Below are 17,841 nucleotides of genomic sequence, written 5' to 3'. Positions count from 1 at the left end.
TATGAATTATCTAACGCGATTAGCACTACTTATCGTTCTTGTCTTCGCACTGGTCGGCGGATTCAACTTTCTCGTGGATCCCTACGGCTTTTATTGGAGCCCGGCGCTGAAAGGATTCAATCAGCAGAAGACCCGGGCCGATGAAAGAGTAAGAGAAGTCACTCCCTACCGCGCACTGGCCCTGCAGCCTGATACTGTATTAATAGGTAATTCAAGGGTTCAGCTTGGCATTGCTGCTGAATCTAAGGTGCTCAAAGGGCGTCACGCCTATAACCTCTCGCTCCCCGGCGCTGGTCTGGCGGAAACGCTGCGTCATGCCTTGAGTCAGGCTCGCTATAATCCCAACCTGACAACACTGATTATTGCCCTGGATTACCGGTATTTCCTGCATAATTACTCGCAAAGTCCCGGGCTGTGGTCTCAGGAGGAATTACTCGACACAATTACTCAGCGCCCGGAGGATGCTGTCGAAAGATTCATGCGTATCTATCCCGCGGTGTTTTCACTCGATACACTGTTCGATTCGGTGAGGACCATTGCCCAGCAAGGAGGTACATATAACAACATCACCCGTCTGGGCAGTAATACTGGTGGTTATTATCTCGATGCGATTAAGGCCGAAGGTAAAAAACGCTTCTTCAGGCATCAGTTCGGTGGATTGTTTATGCGCTTTGGCCGCAAACATCTGACTTATCAGGCCGGCGGGGAGGTTTATTCTATTGCCTTACTAACCAGTTTTCTGGAGGAAATGAAGAAAGCGCACCCAAAGGTTGAACTACACTTCTTTATAAACCCTTACCATCAGTCTTACTGGCAGGTTATTTACAAGAGCGGCCACTGGGGAAGCTATTTACAATGGAAGCGGGATTTAGCCGGCATAGGAGAGCGTTACCCGGAATATGCTGTCTATGATTTCAGCCTGCCCGGCGAGCAAACCTTGGAGCCACTCAATTATGAGCAGGACAGGCAATTAATGACCTGGTACTGGGAGCCGGCTCATTACCGGCCCAAATTAGGCGATGAGGTGCTGAAAGTACTGCTGCATGAAAACTCTTCCTCTAAAACAGCGGACTGGCCAATCAGATTACAACAGCACACCATTGAAAGAGCCATTGTGCGGAGTATCGACGGCTTAGCTCAGCCTGACTAACATCAGGCAATAGGCGATATGCAAACCGTGGCAGCACGGGCTCGCTCGCTGATCATTGAGGACAAGTAGCGACTGTTGGCATATTTTTTCCTGTTTGCCTGGTCGATGGCGTCATTGATAGTGCTTTCCACTGCTTCAAAATGCACTTCGAAAGTATTACCGGCAGCCTGAATCCGGCCTTTTTGTTGTTGGACGGCAGATTGATACCAACTGGAGCATACTCCGCTGTATGCACGAACATAGAGTTGCCCGTTTACCTGTACACACTAAATCCATGTTGGCGTGCCGCATTCGCCGTTTTGTCGTTGTGGTGCGACTTTCAGATCGTCGGTTTCGACAATACTGTGCAGAGTTTGCTTGTTCCACATAGTGGATCCTTGTTAGCCAATACTAATACCTGTTGTCACGTTTATTTCAATCAATGGCGGTGGCGACAGTATGAGGCGCCGATAAGGCAAACTGCAAAAACGGGCGTTTTGTTGAGGTAAATAAAAAGGGAGTTCAGTTGTTACTGAACTCCCTCTATTAATTTTATCTGAAATATTATTTTGCTTTTCTGCGGCGTACAACCATGATACCCAGACCACTTAACAAAATTGCCAGCGTAGCAGGCGCATTTGCGTTTGTGATGCTGTTAATCCAATCAAGATAAGGCGCGTACAGGTTACCACCAAACCGGTCGCCAAAGGCGCCATCCGCGATAGGAGAAGTGTTAGCTCCAAAAGTATTATTCGCGGCCAACAAAAATTTGTCATTCGTTGAGTCGTATATGAATGAAGGGCCGCCGGAGTCACCACCACCTATAGTTGCTTCAAATAAACCAGTAGTAGTATCTGAGTCGAAGAAAGCACCGCAGCCAATTCCGTATAATGCACAGAAACGATCCACCAAAACATCTGTGTACATGGTGCCATTAATTTCACCCGTGAAATAACCATCGAAGTCTGCGTACCAAACTTCAGCTTCTGAGCCAAATACAGCAGGGCAAGCAGCAGAAGAAGCGTAACCACCTGAACGGTCCGGAGCAATACTGGCGTCGTCACAGTCGAAAATCTCAGGGATATTGAATCCGTAACGCTTATTAGTCCAGTCTGGACTACCAGTGTAGCCATCATAGCCGTTACCAGTGGTACCATAACCTACCATCGTGAATATATCGCCACTGTCGACATCACCAGTGTAAAAGTCATAAATTTCAACACCAGCAGGGATATCTTCTTCAAGCGTTAAAATAGCGATGTCATCGTTAAGGCAGACTCCAGAGAAACCAGCGCCATCGGATGCTGAACAAACAGCAAAACCCAGATAATCAGGGTGGGCGACTACGCTTGAGCTAGGAATATAATCAACAAAATTACCGCCGTCAGAGAAGACCGCACTCACTGTGCCTGCAGACAAATCCATAATTGAACCGTCATTACGTTCAATACAGTGCGCTGCAGTAATAATGTGTCGAGAAGAGATGGCACTACCGGTACAAATGTAAACGCCACCGTCGCGGACGATTTCAATGCTCACTACGCCGGTAAACTCGCCCGCCTGTACAAACGGAGCTCCACCAGAACCGTAATCACTGGAAGTGCCAGCACCGATCATAGGCTTTACAGCCTGACCTTCCATCGTTACTGGTGATGCATTAACCAGACCTGCCGCCAGAAGACTACAAAGTAGAGTCCCTGTTTGTAACACTTTGTTTTTTATTTTCATTTTGCTTTTCCACATGGTTTTTTTCGAGATTTTGTTATGCAAATATCGATCCTTCGTTAAGTTTTTTTTAAGTTGTTGAAATTAAAAGATTATGTGTATATTTAAAACTGCATATATCATTCGGTAAAACAATTCTGTTAAAAAAACTGACATTAAGGTGGTATGCTGAAAACTGGATATAATAAAAACACTCGGTAACTATTCTAACGATATGAAAAAGTCTACAGTCACCCGAATTGCTGCAATTTCTGCGCTACTGCTACTCGTTTCTGGCTGCGGCCAGAAAACCACTGATGAGCATATTAGTGAAGCAAAACAGCATTTAGAACAAGGCGATAATAAAGCCGCTATTATTGCGCTCAAGAATGCCATTCAACTGGATCCACAAGCAGCACAGCCACGATTTGAACTGGGCAAAATTTATTTGCAGGAAAAGGATTACGAGTCGGCGGAAAAAGAGCTTTCCCGGGCACTGGATTATGGCTATAAACCGGCCGATGTATTGCCCCTTTTATCTAAGGCATTTCAGCAAACCCGCGCTGATGTGGCGATGACAGAATTACCCCTGGAGAGCAGTGGTTTATCGAATGTTGATAAAGTGACTGTGGGTTACCGCAAAGCTTTATCACTGCTGACAATCGGAGAAAATAAGCAGGCCGTGCTGCTGTCAGAAAATTTCACAGCGCTAAATGTAAACAGCGTTTACCACGATCTCATTCAGCTTATTCCATTACTGGCAGCCGAAAAATATGAGGAGGCGGTGAGTAAGGCTGAAAAAGCCAGAGATCGCTCGCCACTTAATAGTGATGCCCTGTTAATACTGGGGCGACTGTATACGTCTACCGGTCAGGGGGCTAAAGCTGTTGATTCGTTTAAAGATTACCTTCGCGTTGAGCCGACTGATATACGGGTGAAATTTATTCTGGCCAGTTTGCTGATTCAACAACGGGATGCTAAACAGGCGGAACCTCTCGTGGATGAGTTATTGGCGGTCAACAGTAAGAGCCCGTATCTGAATCAGCTGAAAAGTATAGCGCGAGCTGTCGATAATGATTACGAGTCGGCTCTGAAGTATGCCGAGATCGCCATTAATACCGGGCGACTGGACCCAACGTTAAGAGTGGTGGCCGGCTTTGCCGCGTACAAAACCGAAAATTACGATAAATCCGTGGAGCATTTATCAACGGTTGCCAGCTTGCTGCCCGACGACCACAGTGTGTTGCGTTTACTGGCGGCAAGTCAGGTAAATTCGAGCACCAGTGCTCAGGTAAAATCGGTAATTGAACGCCTCGATAACTTTAAATCAACGGATGTTCCTTTGTTATCCAAAGCGGCACTTGAAATGTTAAAAGCGGATGATGAGGCGGCAGCCATTGAAATGATTGAGCAAATGGAAAGTTTGTCGCAAAGCGCTGAGCAAATTGTGCAACTGAATTTGTTGCGCTTATCGGTAGATGATATCGACGGTTTAATTGGCGTGGACGAGCTTGTGGAAGATCAGGAAGTTCCGGTACAAGCTAAACAGATGATTGCTATGGCGCTTATCAAACATGGTAAGTATGACGAAGCAAAAGCCATTGCCAAAGAGTTAAAAAATAATCAGGACACGGCTTTCAGCAGCTTCATAATTGACGCTGAGGTTGCGCTGGCGGAAGGTGATTTGACGGGTGCAAAGGTGCCCATTGATGAGGCGCTTAGTGAGCAGCCAAACGCAGTGCCAGCAAAGGTTTTAAAGATGCGATTGCTCGAAAAACAAGGGCAACAGGAAAACGCATTGGCCACGGCACGAAAAATTGTGACTGATAGCCCAAATGCTTTTAAAGCGTGGCAATTTCTACTCACGCAGGACAAAGATCAGGCCCAACAGGATCTATCCGCACTCATTAATTCTCTTGAGTCGGGCCTGACTAATCCGCCACTAAGAATGCTGGCTGCCCAAAAGGCCCTTGAGTTCGATCAAAAGGAGCAGGCCCTTAAGCTTATAAAGGATATTTCACCCTCTGCTGACAGCCCTCAAACGCTGTGGCAATTAAAAGGTAATGTATTGGTACAAACCAATCAGGTCTCCGCAGCAGAGGAACACTTCCGGCAATGGTCCGAATTTTTTCCAAATCAGGAAAAAGCGGCTATAGGTGTCATTGCAGTGAATAATATCCGTGGCAATTATCCGGCGGCACTGGCCGAAGCTAACCGCTTTTTACAATTGGAAGATAATCAGGAAATTCGCATCCTTCAGGCGTTGTTTAATGCCAGACTGGGTAATCTTGAGGACGCCAAAGCGGCCTGGAGTAAAATTGACGAACGACTTTACGATGAACCAGAAGTACGGGGGATAAGCGCCCACATCAGTTTGCTGGAAAGACGCCCTGCAGAAGCCCTCGATGATGCGTTGGTAGCCTATAAGGCGAACCGAAGCTTTGATAACCTCGCATTAATCACCCGAATATACGCGGCACAGGATCAGCGTAGCGAGGCGTTAGCGTTGCTACAGGAACACAACGCTACGCATGAAAAAGACATCCGCTCGCTAATGCTGATGGCAGAGTATCAGATGCTATTAGCCCCGGATAAGGCAGTAGCGAGCTATAAAGAAGCTATAGCAGCAGACCCTTACAATTACGTAGCATTGAATAATCTCGCGTATCTTAAAATGAATCAGGCCGAACTTGACGAAGCGAGAGCGTTGATTGAGCAAGCCTACCAATTTGTGCCCACCAACGACGGGGTTGTTGATACTTATGCCGAAATTTTAACCAAACAGGGTGAGGCAGATGAAGCCATCGTACTTTATGAGACAATCATTGAGCAGCCCGGCGTTGCCGAACACATCCGCCTGAATTACGTTGAGACGCTGTTAAAACAAGGCAGTAAAGCGATAGCTCAGCGTAAACTTGAGCGTATGCGCTTTTCGCAGCCTGCTTCGTTTGTGCGCCTGAACAGCCTGATTCAACAATATGAATTAAAGAATGTAAAACCTCGCTGAGGTGAATTTATCTAAACAGGCAGCTTGTGGTATCGGTTAGTTTACTAGCCAATACCACAAGTACGCACATAGAGAGTTATTTATACAAATTCTAAATATATTTCTTTACCCGCAGAGTGATTAACGATAAAACTTGCCCGAAGCACATCCTCTGCAGGGTAAATTATGGAAGCCTTTATCGCTGAGCTGAAGAAAGCCTTTTTGGTTGCTCAGGACGCCGTTCTTAGTCCAACGTTCTTGTACCAGGTTATTGTCATAGTCTCGATTTATGGTGTTGCCTGGCTGATATCCTCAAGCTTGCGTCGGCAATTTAGCTGGACGAGGGAAGCACCGGCTGACGGTACACACATAATCCGACTCAAAATGTACCGTCTGGGTGGTACGCTGTTCCCCATTTTCACTATTACCCTGCTCAAGCTTACCTCCATTCTGGGAAAACAGTATCAGTTAGATGCCTGGCTGCTGGAAGTCGCGGTAGTTGTGGCGATTATGATTTTCCTCAACTCATTCATTCGGGCGTTTGTTGAAAGTCGGGGCATAGCGAACTTTCTGCGCTGGGTAGGTTTACCCATTGTCTTTCTGCACATGATTGATGTGCTGCCTGCTGTTATTGCAGCCTTGGAGTCAATCTCGATAAATGTGGGTAACGTCAGCGTGTCAGCCTACGGCGTCGCCAGAGTCACTATTTTCGGGGTGTTATTGTTCTGGCTTGGCCGTGCATCCAGCGTGATGGGTAAAGACATTATTCGTAATCACGAAAAGCTCGATGTGACCACCAAAGAGGTGTTTTCCAAGCTTTTCGAGGTGGTGCTGTTCTGCGTTATTTTCCTGTTATTGCTGAATATTATGGGCATCAACCTAACCGCTCTTGCCGTGTTTGGTGGAGCTCTGGGGGTAGGGCTTGGCCTGGGCTTGCAATCCATCGCCTCCAACTTTATATCGGGCATTATTATTCTGCTGGACCGTTCCCTTACCGTTGGTGATTTTGTTGAGCTTGATGATGGTAGCAAGGGGTTTGTGCGCGAATTTAAAATGCGCTATGCGGTGCTTGAAACCTATGACGGTAAAGATATCCTCGTTCCTAACGAGAAGTTTATCAGTTCGTTATTAATTAACTGGACGCATAAAGATCCTAAACAGCGATACCGTATCGATTTTTCGGTAGCTTATAAAACCGACATTCGCGCCATGGTCGAAATTATCAAAGAGGCTGTAAGCGAACACCCTCAGGTAATAAGCGGCCCGGATATTCCCTTTGAAGAACGCCCTGATTGTGAAATTGACAGTTTTGGCGACTCCGGCGTTAATATGTTTGTGGAGTTCTGGATGGAAGGCGTGGATGACGGTAAAAACCGGGTCGGCGGCGACCTGCTGCTGATTGTCTTTGAAACATTGCGGGCACACGATATCGAGATCCCATTCCCGCAACGCGAAGTACGGGTCATTAACGAAGACGCCATTTCACTTAAAAATACTACGCCGTGATTATAAAGGGGGCTTTTGTCCCCTTAGTTTTAGTTGGTTGGAGCAGGCGCAGTCTGATAGGCGTCTGTACCCCACAATGGTACGGTCGATAAGCTGTGCTTAAAACTACCCGAGGTTTCCTTAGTGGAATAGGCCAGGTACATCAGCGTTTGGTTTTGCGCATCGAAAATGCGGCGAATTTTCATATTTTTAAACAGTACGCTTTTCGATTTTTTGAACACCACGTCACCTGATTTGGATTTATCGATAGCCGCTATCATGGCAGCAGTAATTTCGCCAGTCTGGCGGCAGGCAATCGAGCTATCAGAGGGATCGGCAAGGCTCAGGTCAGCCTCAATGCTGGCCACATGGCAGGTTACCCCCGGGATCAACGGGTCGGTGAACATGTCTATTTTAATGTCCTTGGTGGTAAACAGCCCTAATGAGACATCGCCTACTTCATTGCGGTCGCAGGCGGTTAGCAGTAAAACGCCCGTTAGTGCGATCATCAGCTTTTTCATAACATTCCTTTTAACAGTTGCCGGTTTGGTTACAGGGTACACCCATCGGCGATGCTTCGGTATGTTTATCCCTGATAGTTGATGTACAATGACCGACGTTAAACTTATTTACGGTTGTGTGCGTACCAAAGGTCGCATTACCGATATCAATCAAGGAATTTAATCATGCCATTACTCGACAGCTTCCGTGTTGATCACACCCGCATGCAAGCCCCGGCTGTTCGCATTGCGAAAAAAATGACGACGCCAAAGGGCGATCCCATCACCGTTTATGATCTGCGCTTTACGGTACCAAATCAGGAAGCGTTGTCTGAAAAAGGCATTCATACCCTTGAGCACCTTTTTGCTGGCTTCATGCGTGAGCATCTGAATGCGGATGACGTTGAAATCATCGACATTTCTCCAATGGGTTGCCGTACTGGTTTTTACATGAGCCTGATTGGTACACCAGACGAAGAGCGCGTAGCTAAAGCCTGGCTGGCGGCCATGAATGATGTACTGAATGTACAAGCCGAATCTGATATTCCGGAACTGAACGAGTACCAGTGCGGCACGTACAAGATGCACTCTCTGAAAGAAGCGCAGGAAATTGCCCAAACGGTACTCAACCGCAAAGTAGGTATCAACAGCAACGACGAACTTTACTTAAGCGATGAGTTTTTAGAGCAGTAATATGTGCCTGGATCTTCTGCTTTCATTGCCGACAGCAGAAGATCTTAGCTCCCTGTAGATTAACCTTTAACACCCTTCTATCCAGACATCCACTTAACATTTTCTTTGTTCTGCCTATACCTCTTCTACAGCTTTTGATTGCGGGTCTCTTACTCCTTGAGTAAACTGATTGCTAAACTAAAGCAATCGTTCGGCTGCAACTTTTTTATTATTTCTTTAATAAAATCAGCTTTGTGCGGTTGAACTGCGATGTTTAATGTATTGCTGTACAAAGAATACTAACCATGGCGAAAAATAGCGCCGCCTTTTTTATCGGGTAGAGGACTACCCATGCAGTAGAGGACATGGATGTGACAGACTCCCCCCGTACCTATCATAAGGTAGCTCCCTATCGTGCCGTATGTCTGGAAGGTCTGCTGACCATCGTCACCATGGGGTGTTACCTGTTTGTATGGTTTGCCCTGGCCGCCCGCGATTGTAAGCGCATAACCGGTCGCCCGTTTACGCCGATCCTGTGGTTTTTTGCGCCGGTGGTTTGTTTGCCGTTACCTTTCGCCTCGCACATCCTGCTTAAAACGTTTAGTGATATTGAAGCCCAGCGGCAACTGCCGGGCTGGAGCAAAATGCAGAACATAGTCTGGAACGGCCTGTTCAGCGGTGCTTATATTGGTGCTTATGTTGTTGCCGAACTCATTGACAGTCAGACGCTGCAATTTGTCTTATGGGCTGTGGCGTTTATTTTATTTTTGCTACTACATCATCGTTTAAATCGCATCAGGCAAGCATTTGAGAGCGAACCAATGATGCACCGGTTTGCCGGATTCAACGCTCTCGAGTGGGGAGTAGGCTTGCTGTTCTTAGCCCTTTGGGCCGGGCTGTTCTGGGCGCTTGGGCAATTGAAGCTGGTAAATGTAGAGACTACCCGTATTGAGCCGGGAAGCGAAATTGTGGTGCCTGAGGCTGGCGTGCGCTTTACGGTGAATCAGGAAGGCTGGGAAAATGTACCGATTGGTACGGTTACCGATGGCACGGCTGAATACGAATTACGAGGGCCTGCCTCATTAAACAATATGTGGTACGCCGTATTTACCTACACCGAACATGACGACTTTAGGGAAGTCGCGCAAAATCGCTATGCAACTTACCTTGAAGTGCTGCCCGGTGCACAATGTACGGCTTCACGTTCACTGCAAGAGGGCACCGAGCTGCTGCGTTCGGTAGTAAGCTGCGAAAATACCGAGGCTGGTGATAAGCAGCTGTATATCTCACACCTTATAGAACGGGAGAAGGGCCTGGTCGAGCTGGTGGGATACATGTGGGTGGCTCCGCGTAAATATACGCAATACAAGCCACAATTTATAAGGGATGTAAAAGGGCTGATCGCAGATGAGAAGTAAGCTATTCCTATTACTCAGTTTGTTATTAACGCTGCCGGTATCGGCTGAATTTCTGCAGGGGGATGCATTGATTGCGCGGGCCAAACAGCTTGCCAGTGAACTGGAACCCGATGCCCACAGTGCGTTAACCGGCCTGGAGCGTACCTACAAAGTTGAAGTGAAGGACAACAAAGTAACCGTTTACGGTCATAAAATCTGGTTTTATCCTACCACGGCATCCGTGCAGAACAATGCTTACGAAAGCATTTACTTTAATCAGCTAAATGAACAGCTCACGGTGCTGACGGCAGCGAGTATTTCACCGGCTGGTAAGGTGAATTATGTCAATGAATCTCACCAGAAAGTCATAGCAGAAGATACTTACAATACCTTCACGGAAACAGAAAAGATGATAGTGTCTTTTCCGGCGGTGGAAGTGGGAGGCATCACGCTGATTGCATATAAGATTGAGGAAACTCTCACAGCGGAGCGACCCTTCTGGAGTATTCGTTCCTACCCTCAGCAAACTGCTGATATGCTGAATTACAGTTTTGTGGCGCAGTGGGACGACAGCGCCCGGTTGTATTTTGATAATACCAGTGAGCTTGTAAGTTGTGAGCAGCAGCCCGCGCGAGTGTTCTGTTACGCCGTTAATCTCGTGGCGGCAGAGTCTGACAGTGTAGTGAACTGGGGCGATCAATTAGGCCAGATCACCCTTTCTACAGAGCCGGACTGGCAGGCGGTTAAAGCGCAAGTGCGCCCTGGCTTTGTCAACGCTATCGAAAATAATCAGGGCGTACAGCCGCTGGTTGATGAGTTTGCTGATAGTGCTGATGGTAAGCAGGCGCTGATCCAGCGTATTTTTGAGTTTGTTGCCCGCGATATTCGCTATGTCTCTCGTTCTGAAGCTGGCTATGACATAGTGCCCCATAACGTGGACGAAACCATCGACAACCGCTTTGGTGATTGTAAAGACAAATCAGCCTTGCTGATAGCCATGCTCCGCGCCATTAACATTGATGCTGAGCCGGTATTGGTGGCAACCAAGCGAGAGCGGCCGGGTATGGCAGGCGCGGCCGCCGTCGGTTTATTTGATCACGTAGTGGTTTGTTTTAGTTTTGCAGGCCAGCAATATTGCCTCGATCCAACCGATCCATATACGCAATGGCAGAGCACGTCAGACTGGATCCAGGGGCGGGTAGCACTAAACCTATCCAACGATGCGTCGTTAACAACCATCCCACGCCCCCGGTATCGCTGGCAGTTGCAAGCGCAGTCGGATATTACCATTACGCCAGAGGGGGGCCAGCAAGAGCTCGTTACCCTCACTTTTCTGAATGAGTATGCATCGTTAATGCGTCAGAACATGGCTGGTCTTTCGCAGCCAAAACGCCTTGAATACATGGTGGATGTTTATCATGAAGTAGCGAATGAAGATGCTGAGCCGGTGTTTGAGATCTCCGGCGTTGATACCATGTCGAGCCGTTTAACCACACATTCTGACACCACCTACGAGCCTTATTTTAATCCTCAGCAGGGCATTTCTCTGGCTGAAAATGACTCGTGGTTACGCGGAGAACTCTCATCATCATGGCTCAACAACGAAGTTTATGGCCAGTACTATCCCGGTTTTTTGGTTGAGTCTGAGTACAAAATTCAGGTACCTCATGAATGGGCGCTCAACCGCTTTCCGCCGGATCTGAACCTGGAACATCAGTATGGAAAGCTAACCCGCTCTTACCGGTTTGAAGAGGGTGATGAGCTGGATACGCTGTATGTGAGCACCACATTATCGATGCCGTCCCGGTATCTGGCAGTGGAAGAGATAAAAGCCTTCAATGATTTATTAAATGTCTTCTATAAGCAGGCACCGATTACCTTTGGGCATGATAGTTAAGCCCGGTAAGTAGTTGCGTTAGTCTGATTGCTGAACTCTGATAAAAGCACAGGTAATCACACTACCAAGACTTAAGGCCGTGGTTGTCAGTAAAAAGGCGTAAGCGGGTGGTTGATGTATTGTAGCCACCAGGTATGCGCCAACTGAAGCGCCGGTCAGGTGGAAAAAGCCTGTTAGTGCGGCCAGCAGTCCCGCCGAGGTGGCAGAAAAATCCAGCATCAGGAGTACGCTGCAGGGCATGGCAATCCCGGCCAGAAAGAAAACGAGGTAACTAAAGCTTATAATGAGCCATAGGCTGTTAGTGCCCATTATTGTAATCCACAACAGGGTGGTACAAGACAATCCCAGTATCATCCATGTGGACGCGGTGAATTTACGCAGCGCAGAAACGCCCGATAATTTAATATTTACCACGCTACCCAGCACAAAGCACATGGTAGCCAGCAGCGAAAACAACGAAAAAGCACCTTTGCTGTAACCGTGCACATTGATAATCAGTGACGGACTGATAGTCACAAAGCCGAATACGATGCCATAAAGTAATCCACTGGCAGTTCCGATTAATACAATAGGGTTCAGACAGTTTTTTAGCAGGGTTACGGTTTCCCGCATTACATGTAAAGAGCCGTGAGTACGCCGCAAGTGCAGCGTTGGGGTAAAAGCCAAAAGTAACCCAAAAGCCAGTAGCGCAACAACCAATACTGCGAGAAATATCGACCTGATCCCCAGCCACTCACCGGTTAAATTCCCCAGCATTGGTGCTATAGCCGGGGCAATGGCAAAGGCGATATTGGTGAGTGAAAGAGATACATTCAGTTGTTGTGGATTAAATAACTGTTTCGATAAGGCTCGAGTTACCGACACACCAACTCCGCCGCCAAGCCCCTGAATAACCCGCCCTGTCAGAAAGAGCAGTGGACTATTTGCATAGGCAACAAGCAGTGTGCCCAGTATAAATAACAGTAATCCTGACTGCAGCAGACGAGGTTTACTCAGGTAGTCGCAGGCGATGCCGGATAACAACTGTGATAGGGCAAACGCGATGAGAAAAATAGCTATGCTTTTTTCAATCAGAGAAATTTTTGTGCCGTGCAACTGGGCTAGCTCTGCAAAAAAGGGCGTATAAATACCCGTTGAAAGCTGACCGAGCAAAGCAAGGAGAATAAAAGTGCCGGTCAGCCCGTAGAATAAACGTCTGGATATGGCTGAGCTCATCGAAAGGCTATTCCGCTGTGTTTGATAAACACTCATTCTATTTTATTGATATGACAAACGTTTGAAACGACAAGCTTGGATGCTTACCCCCCAATTTTAATATTTTCGTTTGCAGGATAACGAGTTACACACTTAACTTTAAGAAAGTGTGGAGAAAACTTGCGTAATCTTCTTAATCGTTTAAGATTCAGTTTGCGAAGTTAATTTTTTGTGTGTTTTATGTTGCGCAGAAAGGCTGCTAAAAGTCGCGCACAACATCAAACCTTGCACTAGTATCAGCGTGTTACATGTTTATGTTTCGAGTTTGTGAGAATCAGGAGCATGTTTGTTACGCTAACATTTACTACAAACAGAGATCTTGATATGAAAGATTCACTAAAACCGAACTTAAGCTTTTGGCAGATATGGAACATGTGCTTTGGCTTTTTTGGCATCCAGTACGGCTTTGGTTTGCAACAGGCTAACCTGAGTCCGATTTTCCGCTATCACGGTGCGGCAGAGCACGAACTGCCTATTCTGTGGCTGGCCGGTCCGGTAACAGGGTTACTCATCCAACCGCTAATCGGGGCCATCAGTGATGGTACCTGGACCCGCTTTGGTCGCCGGAAACCGTTTTTTATGATTGGTGCGCTGGTTGGCTCCATTGCCGTGATGTTTATGCCTTATGTGCCTGAGTTATGGATGGTAGTAGGGCTGTTCTGGATCCTTGATGCTGCTATGAATACCGCCATGGAACCCTACCGTGCGCTGGTGGGCGATAAGCTTAACCATGAGCAGCGCCCTACCGGTTACGCCTTGCAGTCTTTCATGATTGCCGCCGGCCAGATGCTGGCCGGGCTAATGCCATTAATTATGATTTCTGTTGGCGTTTCAGCCGAGACTGACGGTAAGCAAATTCCGGAAATTGTGAAATATTCCTTTGCCATTGGCGTAGTGGTTATTCTGATTTCCATGGCCTGGTCATTTGTTAAAACCGAAGAATACCCGCCTGAAGATATGGAAGCATTTCATGCTAAACGTGAGCACAAAAGCATTGGTCACGTGTTTACCGAGTTGTGGAGTGCGCTGGTGGATATGCCTAAGTCGTTGCGCGCTGTGTGGTGGGTGAAGCTGGTTACCTGGTTTGGTTTACCTATGATGTGGCAGTACCTGGCGCTTTCGATTGCCCGTCACGTTTACGATGCCCCTAATCCGGACAGCCCCGGCTTTGTGGAAGGCACCGCGCAGGTAGGTATGGCGTTTACAGTAATGAACGTGACTACGCTTATCATGGCGCTGGTTATTGCTAAGGTCGTCACCAAAATCGGCGATGCTAAAACCTATGCGCTGTTTTTGCTAATTGGTGGTGTGGGTTACTTGTCGATGCAGCTGACTACCGACCTGTATACCACTTTTGCCTGCATGGCGCTGGTAGGGATTGGCTGGTCAGCCGTTATCACTGTGCCATTTATCATTGCTGCCGACGTAACACCTGCCGCCAGAGTAGGGGTTTATATGGGTCTGCTTAACGCCATGATTTGTTTGCCGCAGATTATGGAAATGCTGTCTGTCGGTTATTTCTACGATTCTTTGCTTGGCGGGGACCCGCGAAATGCGTTGGCTCTGGCCGGTATTTTATTTGTGGTCGGTGCCGGTTTGGCATTGCGTATTAACACCAAACCTGATCACCTGGCTAATCAGGAGAAGCAATCATGCAACTAAAACAGATGTACCGCCAGTGGTGGAAAGAGGGCGTTGTTTATCAGATTTATCCCCGCAGTTTTCAGGACTCCAACGGTGACGGGGTGGGCGATCTGCAGGGCATTATTAAGCGCCTTGATTACATCGCTTCGCTGGGCGTGGACATAGTCTGGTTAAACCCGATTTATAAATCGCCCAACAACGATAATGGCTACGATATTTCTGATTATCGGGACATTATGGATGAGTTTGGCACCATGGCCGACTTTGAGGAGTTGCTGGCCGGTTTCCATGCCCGTGGTATCAAGGTGGTGATGGATTTGGTGGTAAACCACTCCAGCAGCGAGCATGAATGGTTTAAACTGGCCTGTTCATCGCGCGATAACCCCTATCGTGATTATTACCACTGGTGGCCGGCCGAAAAAGGCACGCCGCCGGAGCGCTGGTCGTTCTTCGACGAAGAAGGCAGCGCGTGGGCTTATCATCAGCCTACCGACGCTTACTATTTGCATTACTTTGATAAAACCCAGCCAGACTTAAACTGGGAAAACCCGAAAGTGCGCGAAGAGATCTTCGACATGATGCATTTCTGGTTTAAAAAGGGCATCGATGGTTTCCGGATGGACGTGATTACCTTTATTTCCAAGCATGATGACTACCCGGTATTCGAGGGCGTGCACGGCGATGCCATGATCGATGTTTATGCCCAGGGCCCACGTTTACATCAGTATCTGCACGAAATGAACCGCGAGGTGCTGCAGCATTACGATATTATGACCGTAGCGGAAGGGCCGGGCACAAACCTGGATAATATTCATGACCTGGTGGACGAAGACCGTCAGGAACTAAACATGAATTATCACTTTGAGCATGTGGAGCTGGGCGTTGATCAACGTAAGATCGTTAACGCTGATTTCCAGAACCTGGTGAAGTACAAAGAGATCATGAGCGCCTGGGCAACCACCTTCGACGAAAAAGGCTGGGGCACCCAATGGCATACCAACCATGACTTCCCGCGTCAGGTGACCTGGTTTGGCGATGATTCTCCCGCCCACCGGGTGCAGTCATCCAAGTTACTCAGTACCTTTTTGCTTACCATGCGCGGTACGCCCTACTATTACATGGGCGACGAAATTGGCATGACTAACGCCAAATTCGACAGCATTGATGACTACAACGATCTCATGACCATTAATTGGTATAACCTCACTAAAAATGAGGGCGGCGATGCCGAGATGTTGCTGGAGTCACACAAATTAAGTGGTCGCGACAATGCCCGAACGCCTATCCAGTGGGACGATTCGGCCAACGCTGGTTTTACAACCGGTAAACCCTGGTTGAAGATTACTGGTAACTACCCGGAGATCAATGTTGCTGCCCAGGAAGACGACCCGGACTCACCACTGAATTACTTCCGTCAGCTTACCCGCTTACGCAAGGAAAATTTGACCTTGGTATACGGTGCTTATGAATTGCTGTTACCAGATGATGAGCATATTTATGCCTACACCCGCAAACTTGATGATGAAGTGATTCTGGTATTGCTTAACTACTCAGGCAGTCAACAGCATTGCCCATTGGAGCCGGCACTGATTGGCGATAATGTCATGATCAATAACTATGCATCGCTGCAGTCAGATGACTCAGGTTACACTCTTGAGCCCTGGCAAGCCGTGGTGATCCGCATAGCGTAAAAACGTTGCTGCCTTAAGCCAAAAAGCCGCTCATCTGAGCGGCTTTTTTGTTTTCGCCTGGAAAAAGGGCTTATTAACGACTTAGCGTTTAGTTCTGCGCCGGAACACAATGGTAGTTACGGCAATAACCAACAACGCCAGCGGATGCATTGCACCACCGGAGGAGCCGCCGCCTGAAGGTGGTGTAGGTTCGCTGCCATTGTCGATCAGGGTGTTGGGAACAGGCGTTAAGTCCGGGTTGGTCACCGTAGCTGCGTCGGTTACCACAATATCGGTAATTAACACAAAGTTATCACCGTCCGGTTCACGGCCGTTGGTGGCATCGTCGTTGGTGTAATCCTGCAGCGGAATAGAGTTGGCTGCCCCGCCCAGATTAAAGCGAGGAAGCTCGCTAATCGCATCTGCGACATCCATGCCGTTTTCAATCACCTGGCCAAATACGGTAAAGCCGCCATTCTGCACATCCAGATTCTGGCTGTTGTCCGATAAATTGATAAACCATTGTGATGTAGCGCTGTTCGGATCGCCGGCTTGTTTGGCCATAGCAATAGTGCCACGAACATTAGAAAGCTCCGGCTCATTAACCACCGCAACACCGGTAGCGACAGTGTCGAGAGGCAGGGTGTTGTTGTAGGTAAAGCCGCCAGCCTGAATAACAAAGTCTGGCTCAGAACGATGCACTACGTTATTGGCATACGCCCCTGAGTTAACGTACTCAAGAAAGTTTTCAACGGTTTCGGGGGTTTCTTCGTCAAAAAGGTTAACGCTGATGTTGCCCATATTGGTGCGAATTTCCACCACTGTCGCCGCAGCCTGCAGGCTGAACAGGGCAGCAGTGCTGAGTGCAAGAATTGGTTTTATCATGCCGGTAATCTGCTCATTGTTATTAAAATGCAGGCCAATAGTACGCAAAGTCCTAAGGACCGGAAACCTTTTCTCTGTATCATTTTGTAATCGTGGTCGTTGCGGCTAACAAGCCGTTTTGCTGAGCGGCTCGGATTGGCAATTCCTGCCCTAGCTGTCTACTATACTCAGTAGTGCTTGTTGCTTATGCCCCTGTCACTATTACAGGTGCTGGCAGCCAACAAGCGGGTTGTAAATAACAACGAAAGAGGAAGAACAACTTGGATATGAATGATACAGAGACAAGGCTCCTCACAAAATACCGCCTGCTGGATGAAGGTCATCAACAGATAGTTGAGAAATTCATCGATAAAATTCTCGCTCAGGATAAAGACAGCTTTGATGCCAATCTCTCCAATGCCGAATTAGTGGAGTATGCCATAGAGCTTGAAAGACAAAGCGACGCCTAGTTAATCGCCTCTATTTGACTAGTGATAGTGATAACACCGCCCGATGTACCAGGTTCAGACGGGTTCAACACTGCCCCTGTGCCTGCAATAAATCCCATTTCAGTCTTATACCAATCCGCATAGAAGTTTACCCTCTCAGAGTGATCCCTGAGGGCTAGTCGAAAACGAC

General features: G+C 47.7%; 13 protein-coding genes and 1 pseudogene. 9 read left to right on the top strand and 5 right to left on the bottom strand.

Annotation, left to right across the window (positions count from 1 at the left end; all coding sequences use genetic code 11):
- The first annotated feature begins 1 nt into the window (after nucleotide 1).
- Nucleotides 2–1,150 (top strand): hypothetical protein, encoded by a 1,149-nt coding sequence (locus D9T21_RS18915; protein WP_123326770.1) that lies wholly within the window; start codon nucleotides 2–4, stop codon nucleotides 1,148–1,150.
- A gap of 2 nt (nucleotides 1,151–1,152) precedes the next feature.
- On the opposite strand, the pseudogene D9T21_RS23300 reads toward D9T21_RS18915, so the two are convergent.
- Nucleotides 1,153–1,401: pseudogene (locus tag D9T21_RS23300) on the bottom strand (DUF2255 family protein); the annotation flags it as partial.
- A 292-nt stretch (nucleotides 1,402–1,693) separates the two neighbouring features.
- The gene (locus tag D9T21_RS18905) at nucleotides 1,694–2,899 is read right to left on the bottom strand and encodes a trypsin-like serine protease (RefSeq protein WP_123326769.1); all 1,206 of its coding nucleotides are present in this window, start codon (nucleotides 2,897–2,899) and stop codon (nucleotides 1,694–1,696) included.
- A gap of 169 nt (nucleotides 2,900–3,068) precedes the next feature.
- On the opposite strand from D9T21_RS18905, the gene prsT reads away from it, so the two are divergent.
- Together prsT and D9T21_RS18895 are read left to right on the top strand one after the other, a co-directional pair.
- A complete protein-coding gene (gene prsT / locus D9T21_RS18900) occupies nucleotides 3,069–5,840 on the top strand; it encodes an XrtA/PEP-CTERM system TPR-repeat protein PrsT (RefSeq protein WP_123326768.1) in 2,772 nt (923 codons plus the stop codon).
- 165 nt (nucleotides 5,841–6,005) lie between these two features.
- Nucleotides 6,006–7,325: a mechanosensitive ion channel family protein gene (locus D9T21_RS18895; RefSeq protein WP_123326767.1), complete on the top strand. Its 1,320-nt coding sequence runs from the start codon at nucleotides 6,006–6,008 to the stop codon at nucleotides 7,323–7,325.
- 29 nt (nucleotides 7,326–7,354) lie between these two features.
- Here the strand turns inward: D9T21_RS18895 and D9T21_RS18890 are convergent, their stop codons facing one another.
- Nucleotides 7,355–7,825, bottom strand: coding sequence for a CreA family protein (locus tag D9T21_RS18890; protein ID WP_123326766.1), 471 nt, complete (start codon nucleotides 7,823–7,825; stop codon nucleotides 7,355–7,357).
- A 165-nt stretch (nucleotides 7,826–7,990) separates the two neighbouring features.
- Between D9T21_RS18890 and luxS the strand changes: the two genes are divergently transcribed.
- The 3 genes from luxS (at nucleotide 7,991) to D9T21_RS18875 (ending at nucleotide 11,770) form a co-directional block, all read left to right on the top strand.
- Nucleotides 7,991–8,497, top strand: coding sequence for an S-ribosylhomocysteine lyase (luxS, locus tag D9T21_RS18885; RefSeq protein WP_123326765.1), 507 nt, complete (start codon nucleotides 7,991–7,993; stop codon nucleotides 8,495–8,497).
- Between the two features lie 350 nt (nucleotides 8,498–8,847).
- Nucleotides 8,848–9,894 (top strand): DUF4234 domain-containing protein, encoded by a 1,047-nt coding sequence (locus tag D9T21_RS18880; protein WP_164464761.1) that lies wholly within the window; start codon nucleotides 8,848–8,850, stop codon nucleotides 9,892–9,894.
- Nucleotides 9,884–11,770 (top strand): DUF3857 domain-containing protein, encoded by a 1,887-nt coding sequence (locus D9T21_RS18875; protein ID WP_123326763.1) that lies wholly within the window; start codon nucleotides 9,884–9,886, stop codon nucleotides 11,768–11,770. The genes D9T21_RS18880 and D9T21_RS18875 overlap by 11 nt, the downstream gene beginning before the upstream one ends.
- A gap of 18 nt (nucleotides 11,771–11,788) precedes the next feature.
- Here the strand turns inward: D9T21_RS18875 and D9T21_RS18870 are convergent, their stop codons facing one another.
- On the bottom strand, nucleotides 11,789–12,985 hold the full coding sequence (locus tag D9T21_RS18870) for an MFS transporter (protein ID WP_123326762.1): 1,197 nt from the start codon (nucleotides 12,983–12,985) through the stop codon (nucleotides 11,789–11,791).
- A 363-nt stretch (nucleotides 12,986–13,348) separates the two neighbouring features.
- Between D9T21_RS18870 and D9T21_RS18865 the strand changes: the two genes are divergently transcribed.
- Nucleotides 13,349–14,686, top strand: coding sequence for an MFS transporter (locus D9T21_RS18865; protein WP_105934818.1), 1,338 nt, complete (start codon nucleotides 13,349–13,351; stop codon nucleotides 14,684–14,686).
- Nucleotides 14,677–16,359, top strand: a complete 1,683-nt coding sequence (locus D9T21_RS18860; RefSeq protein WP_123326761.1) for a glycoside hydrolase family 13 protein — start codon at nucleotides 14,677–14,679, stop codon at nucleotides 16,357–16,359. Before D9T21_RS18865 ends, D9T21_RS18860 begins: the two co-directional genes overlap by 10 nt.
- 81 nt (nucleotides 16,360–16,440) lie before the next feature.
- On the opposite strand, the gene D9T21_RS18855 is transcribed toward D9T21_RS18860, so the two are convergent.
- Nucleotides 16,441–17,223: a peptidylprolyl isomerase gene (locus D9T21_RS18855; protein ID WP_123326817.1), complete on the bottom strand. Its 783-nt coding sequence runs from the start codon at nucleotides 17,221–17,223 to the stop codon at nucleotides 16,441–16,443.
- A 266-nt stretch (nucleotides 17,224–17,489) separates the two neighbouring features.
- Between D9T21_RS18855 and D9T21_RS18850 the strand changes: the two genes are divergently transcribed.
- Nucleotides 17,490–17,672 carry a hypothetical protein gene (locus D9T21_RS18850; RefSeq protein WP_123326760.1) on the top strand — a complete coding sequence of 61 codons (183 nt, stop codon included), beginning with the start codon at nucleotides 17,490–17,492 and terminating at the stop codon, nucleotides 17,670–17,672.
- Nucleotides 17,673–17,841: the final 169 nt, after the last annotated feature.

It is taken from the genome of Marisediminitalea oceani, assembly GCF_003731635.1.
GTDB classification, from domain to species: domain Bacteria; phylum Pseudomonadota; class Gammaproteobacteria; order Enterobacterales; family Alteromonadaceae; genus Alteromonas; species Alteromonas oceani.
Note: the sequence above shows the minus strand (reverse complement) of the source record. Positions and strands in the feature narration are given on the sequence as shown.

What these genes read in the sequence shown, in the direction of transcription:
- D9T21_RS18890 (WP_123326766.1), bottom strand. Translation starts at nt 7,825, where the DNA reads ATGAAAAAGCTGATGATCGCACTAACGGGCGTTTTACTGCTAACCGCC.
- D9T21_RS18875 (WP_123326763.1), top strand. Translation starts at nt 9,884, where the DNA reads ATGAGAAGTAAGCTATTCCTATTACTCAGTTTGTTATTAACGCTGCCG.
- luxS (WP_123326765.1), top strand. Translation starts at nt 7,991, where the DNA reads ATGCCATTACTCGACAGCTTCCGTGTTGATCACACCCGCATGCAAGCC.
- D9T21_RS18860 (WP_123326761.1), top strand. Translation starts at nt 14,677, where the DNA reads ATGCAACTAAAACAGATGTACCGCCAGTGGTGGAAAGAGGGCGTTGTT.
- D9T21_RS18850 (WP_123326760.1), top strand. Translation starts at nt 17,490, where the DNA reads ATGAATGATACAGAGACAAGGCTCCTCACAAAATACCGCCTGCTGGAT.
- D9T21_RS18870 (WP_123326762.1), bottom strand. Translation starts at nt 12,985, where the DNA reads ATGAGCTCAGCCATATCCAGACGTTTATTCTACGGGCTGACCGGCACT.
- D9T21_RS18865 (WP_105934818.1), top strand. Translation starts at nt 13,349, where the DNA reads ATGAAAGATTCACTAAAACCGAACTTAAGCTTTTGGCAGATATGGAAC.
- prsT (WP_123326768.1), top strand. Translation starts at nt 3,069, where the DNA reads ATGAAAAAGTCTACAGTCACCCGAATTGCTGCAATTTCTGCGCTACTG.
- D9T21_RS18915 (WP_123326770.1), top strand. Translation starts at nt 2, where the DNA reads ATGAATTATCTAACGCGATTAGCACTACTTATCGTTCTTGTCTTCGCA.
- D9T21_RS18895 (WP_123326767.1), top strand. Translation starts at nt 6,006, where the DNA reads ATGGAAGCCTTTATCGCTGAGCTGAAGAAAGCCTTTTTGGTTGCTCAG.
- D9T21_RS18855 (WP_123326817.1), bottom strand. Translation starts at nt 17,223, where the DNA reads ATGATAAAACCAATTCTTGCACTCAGCACTGCTGCCCTGTTCAGCCTG.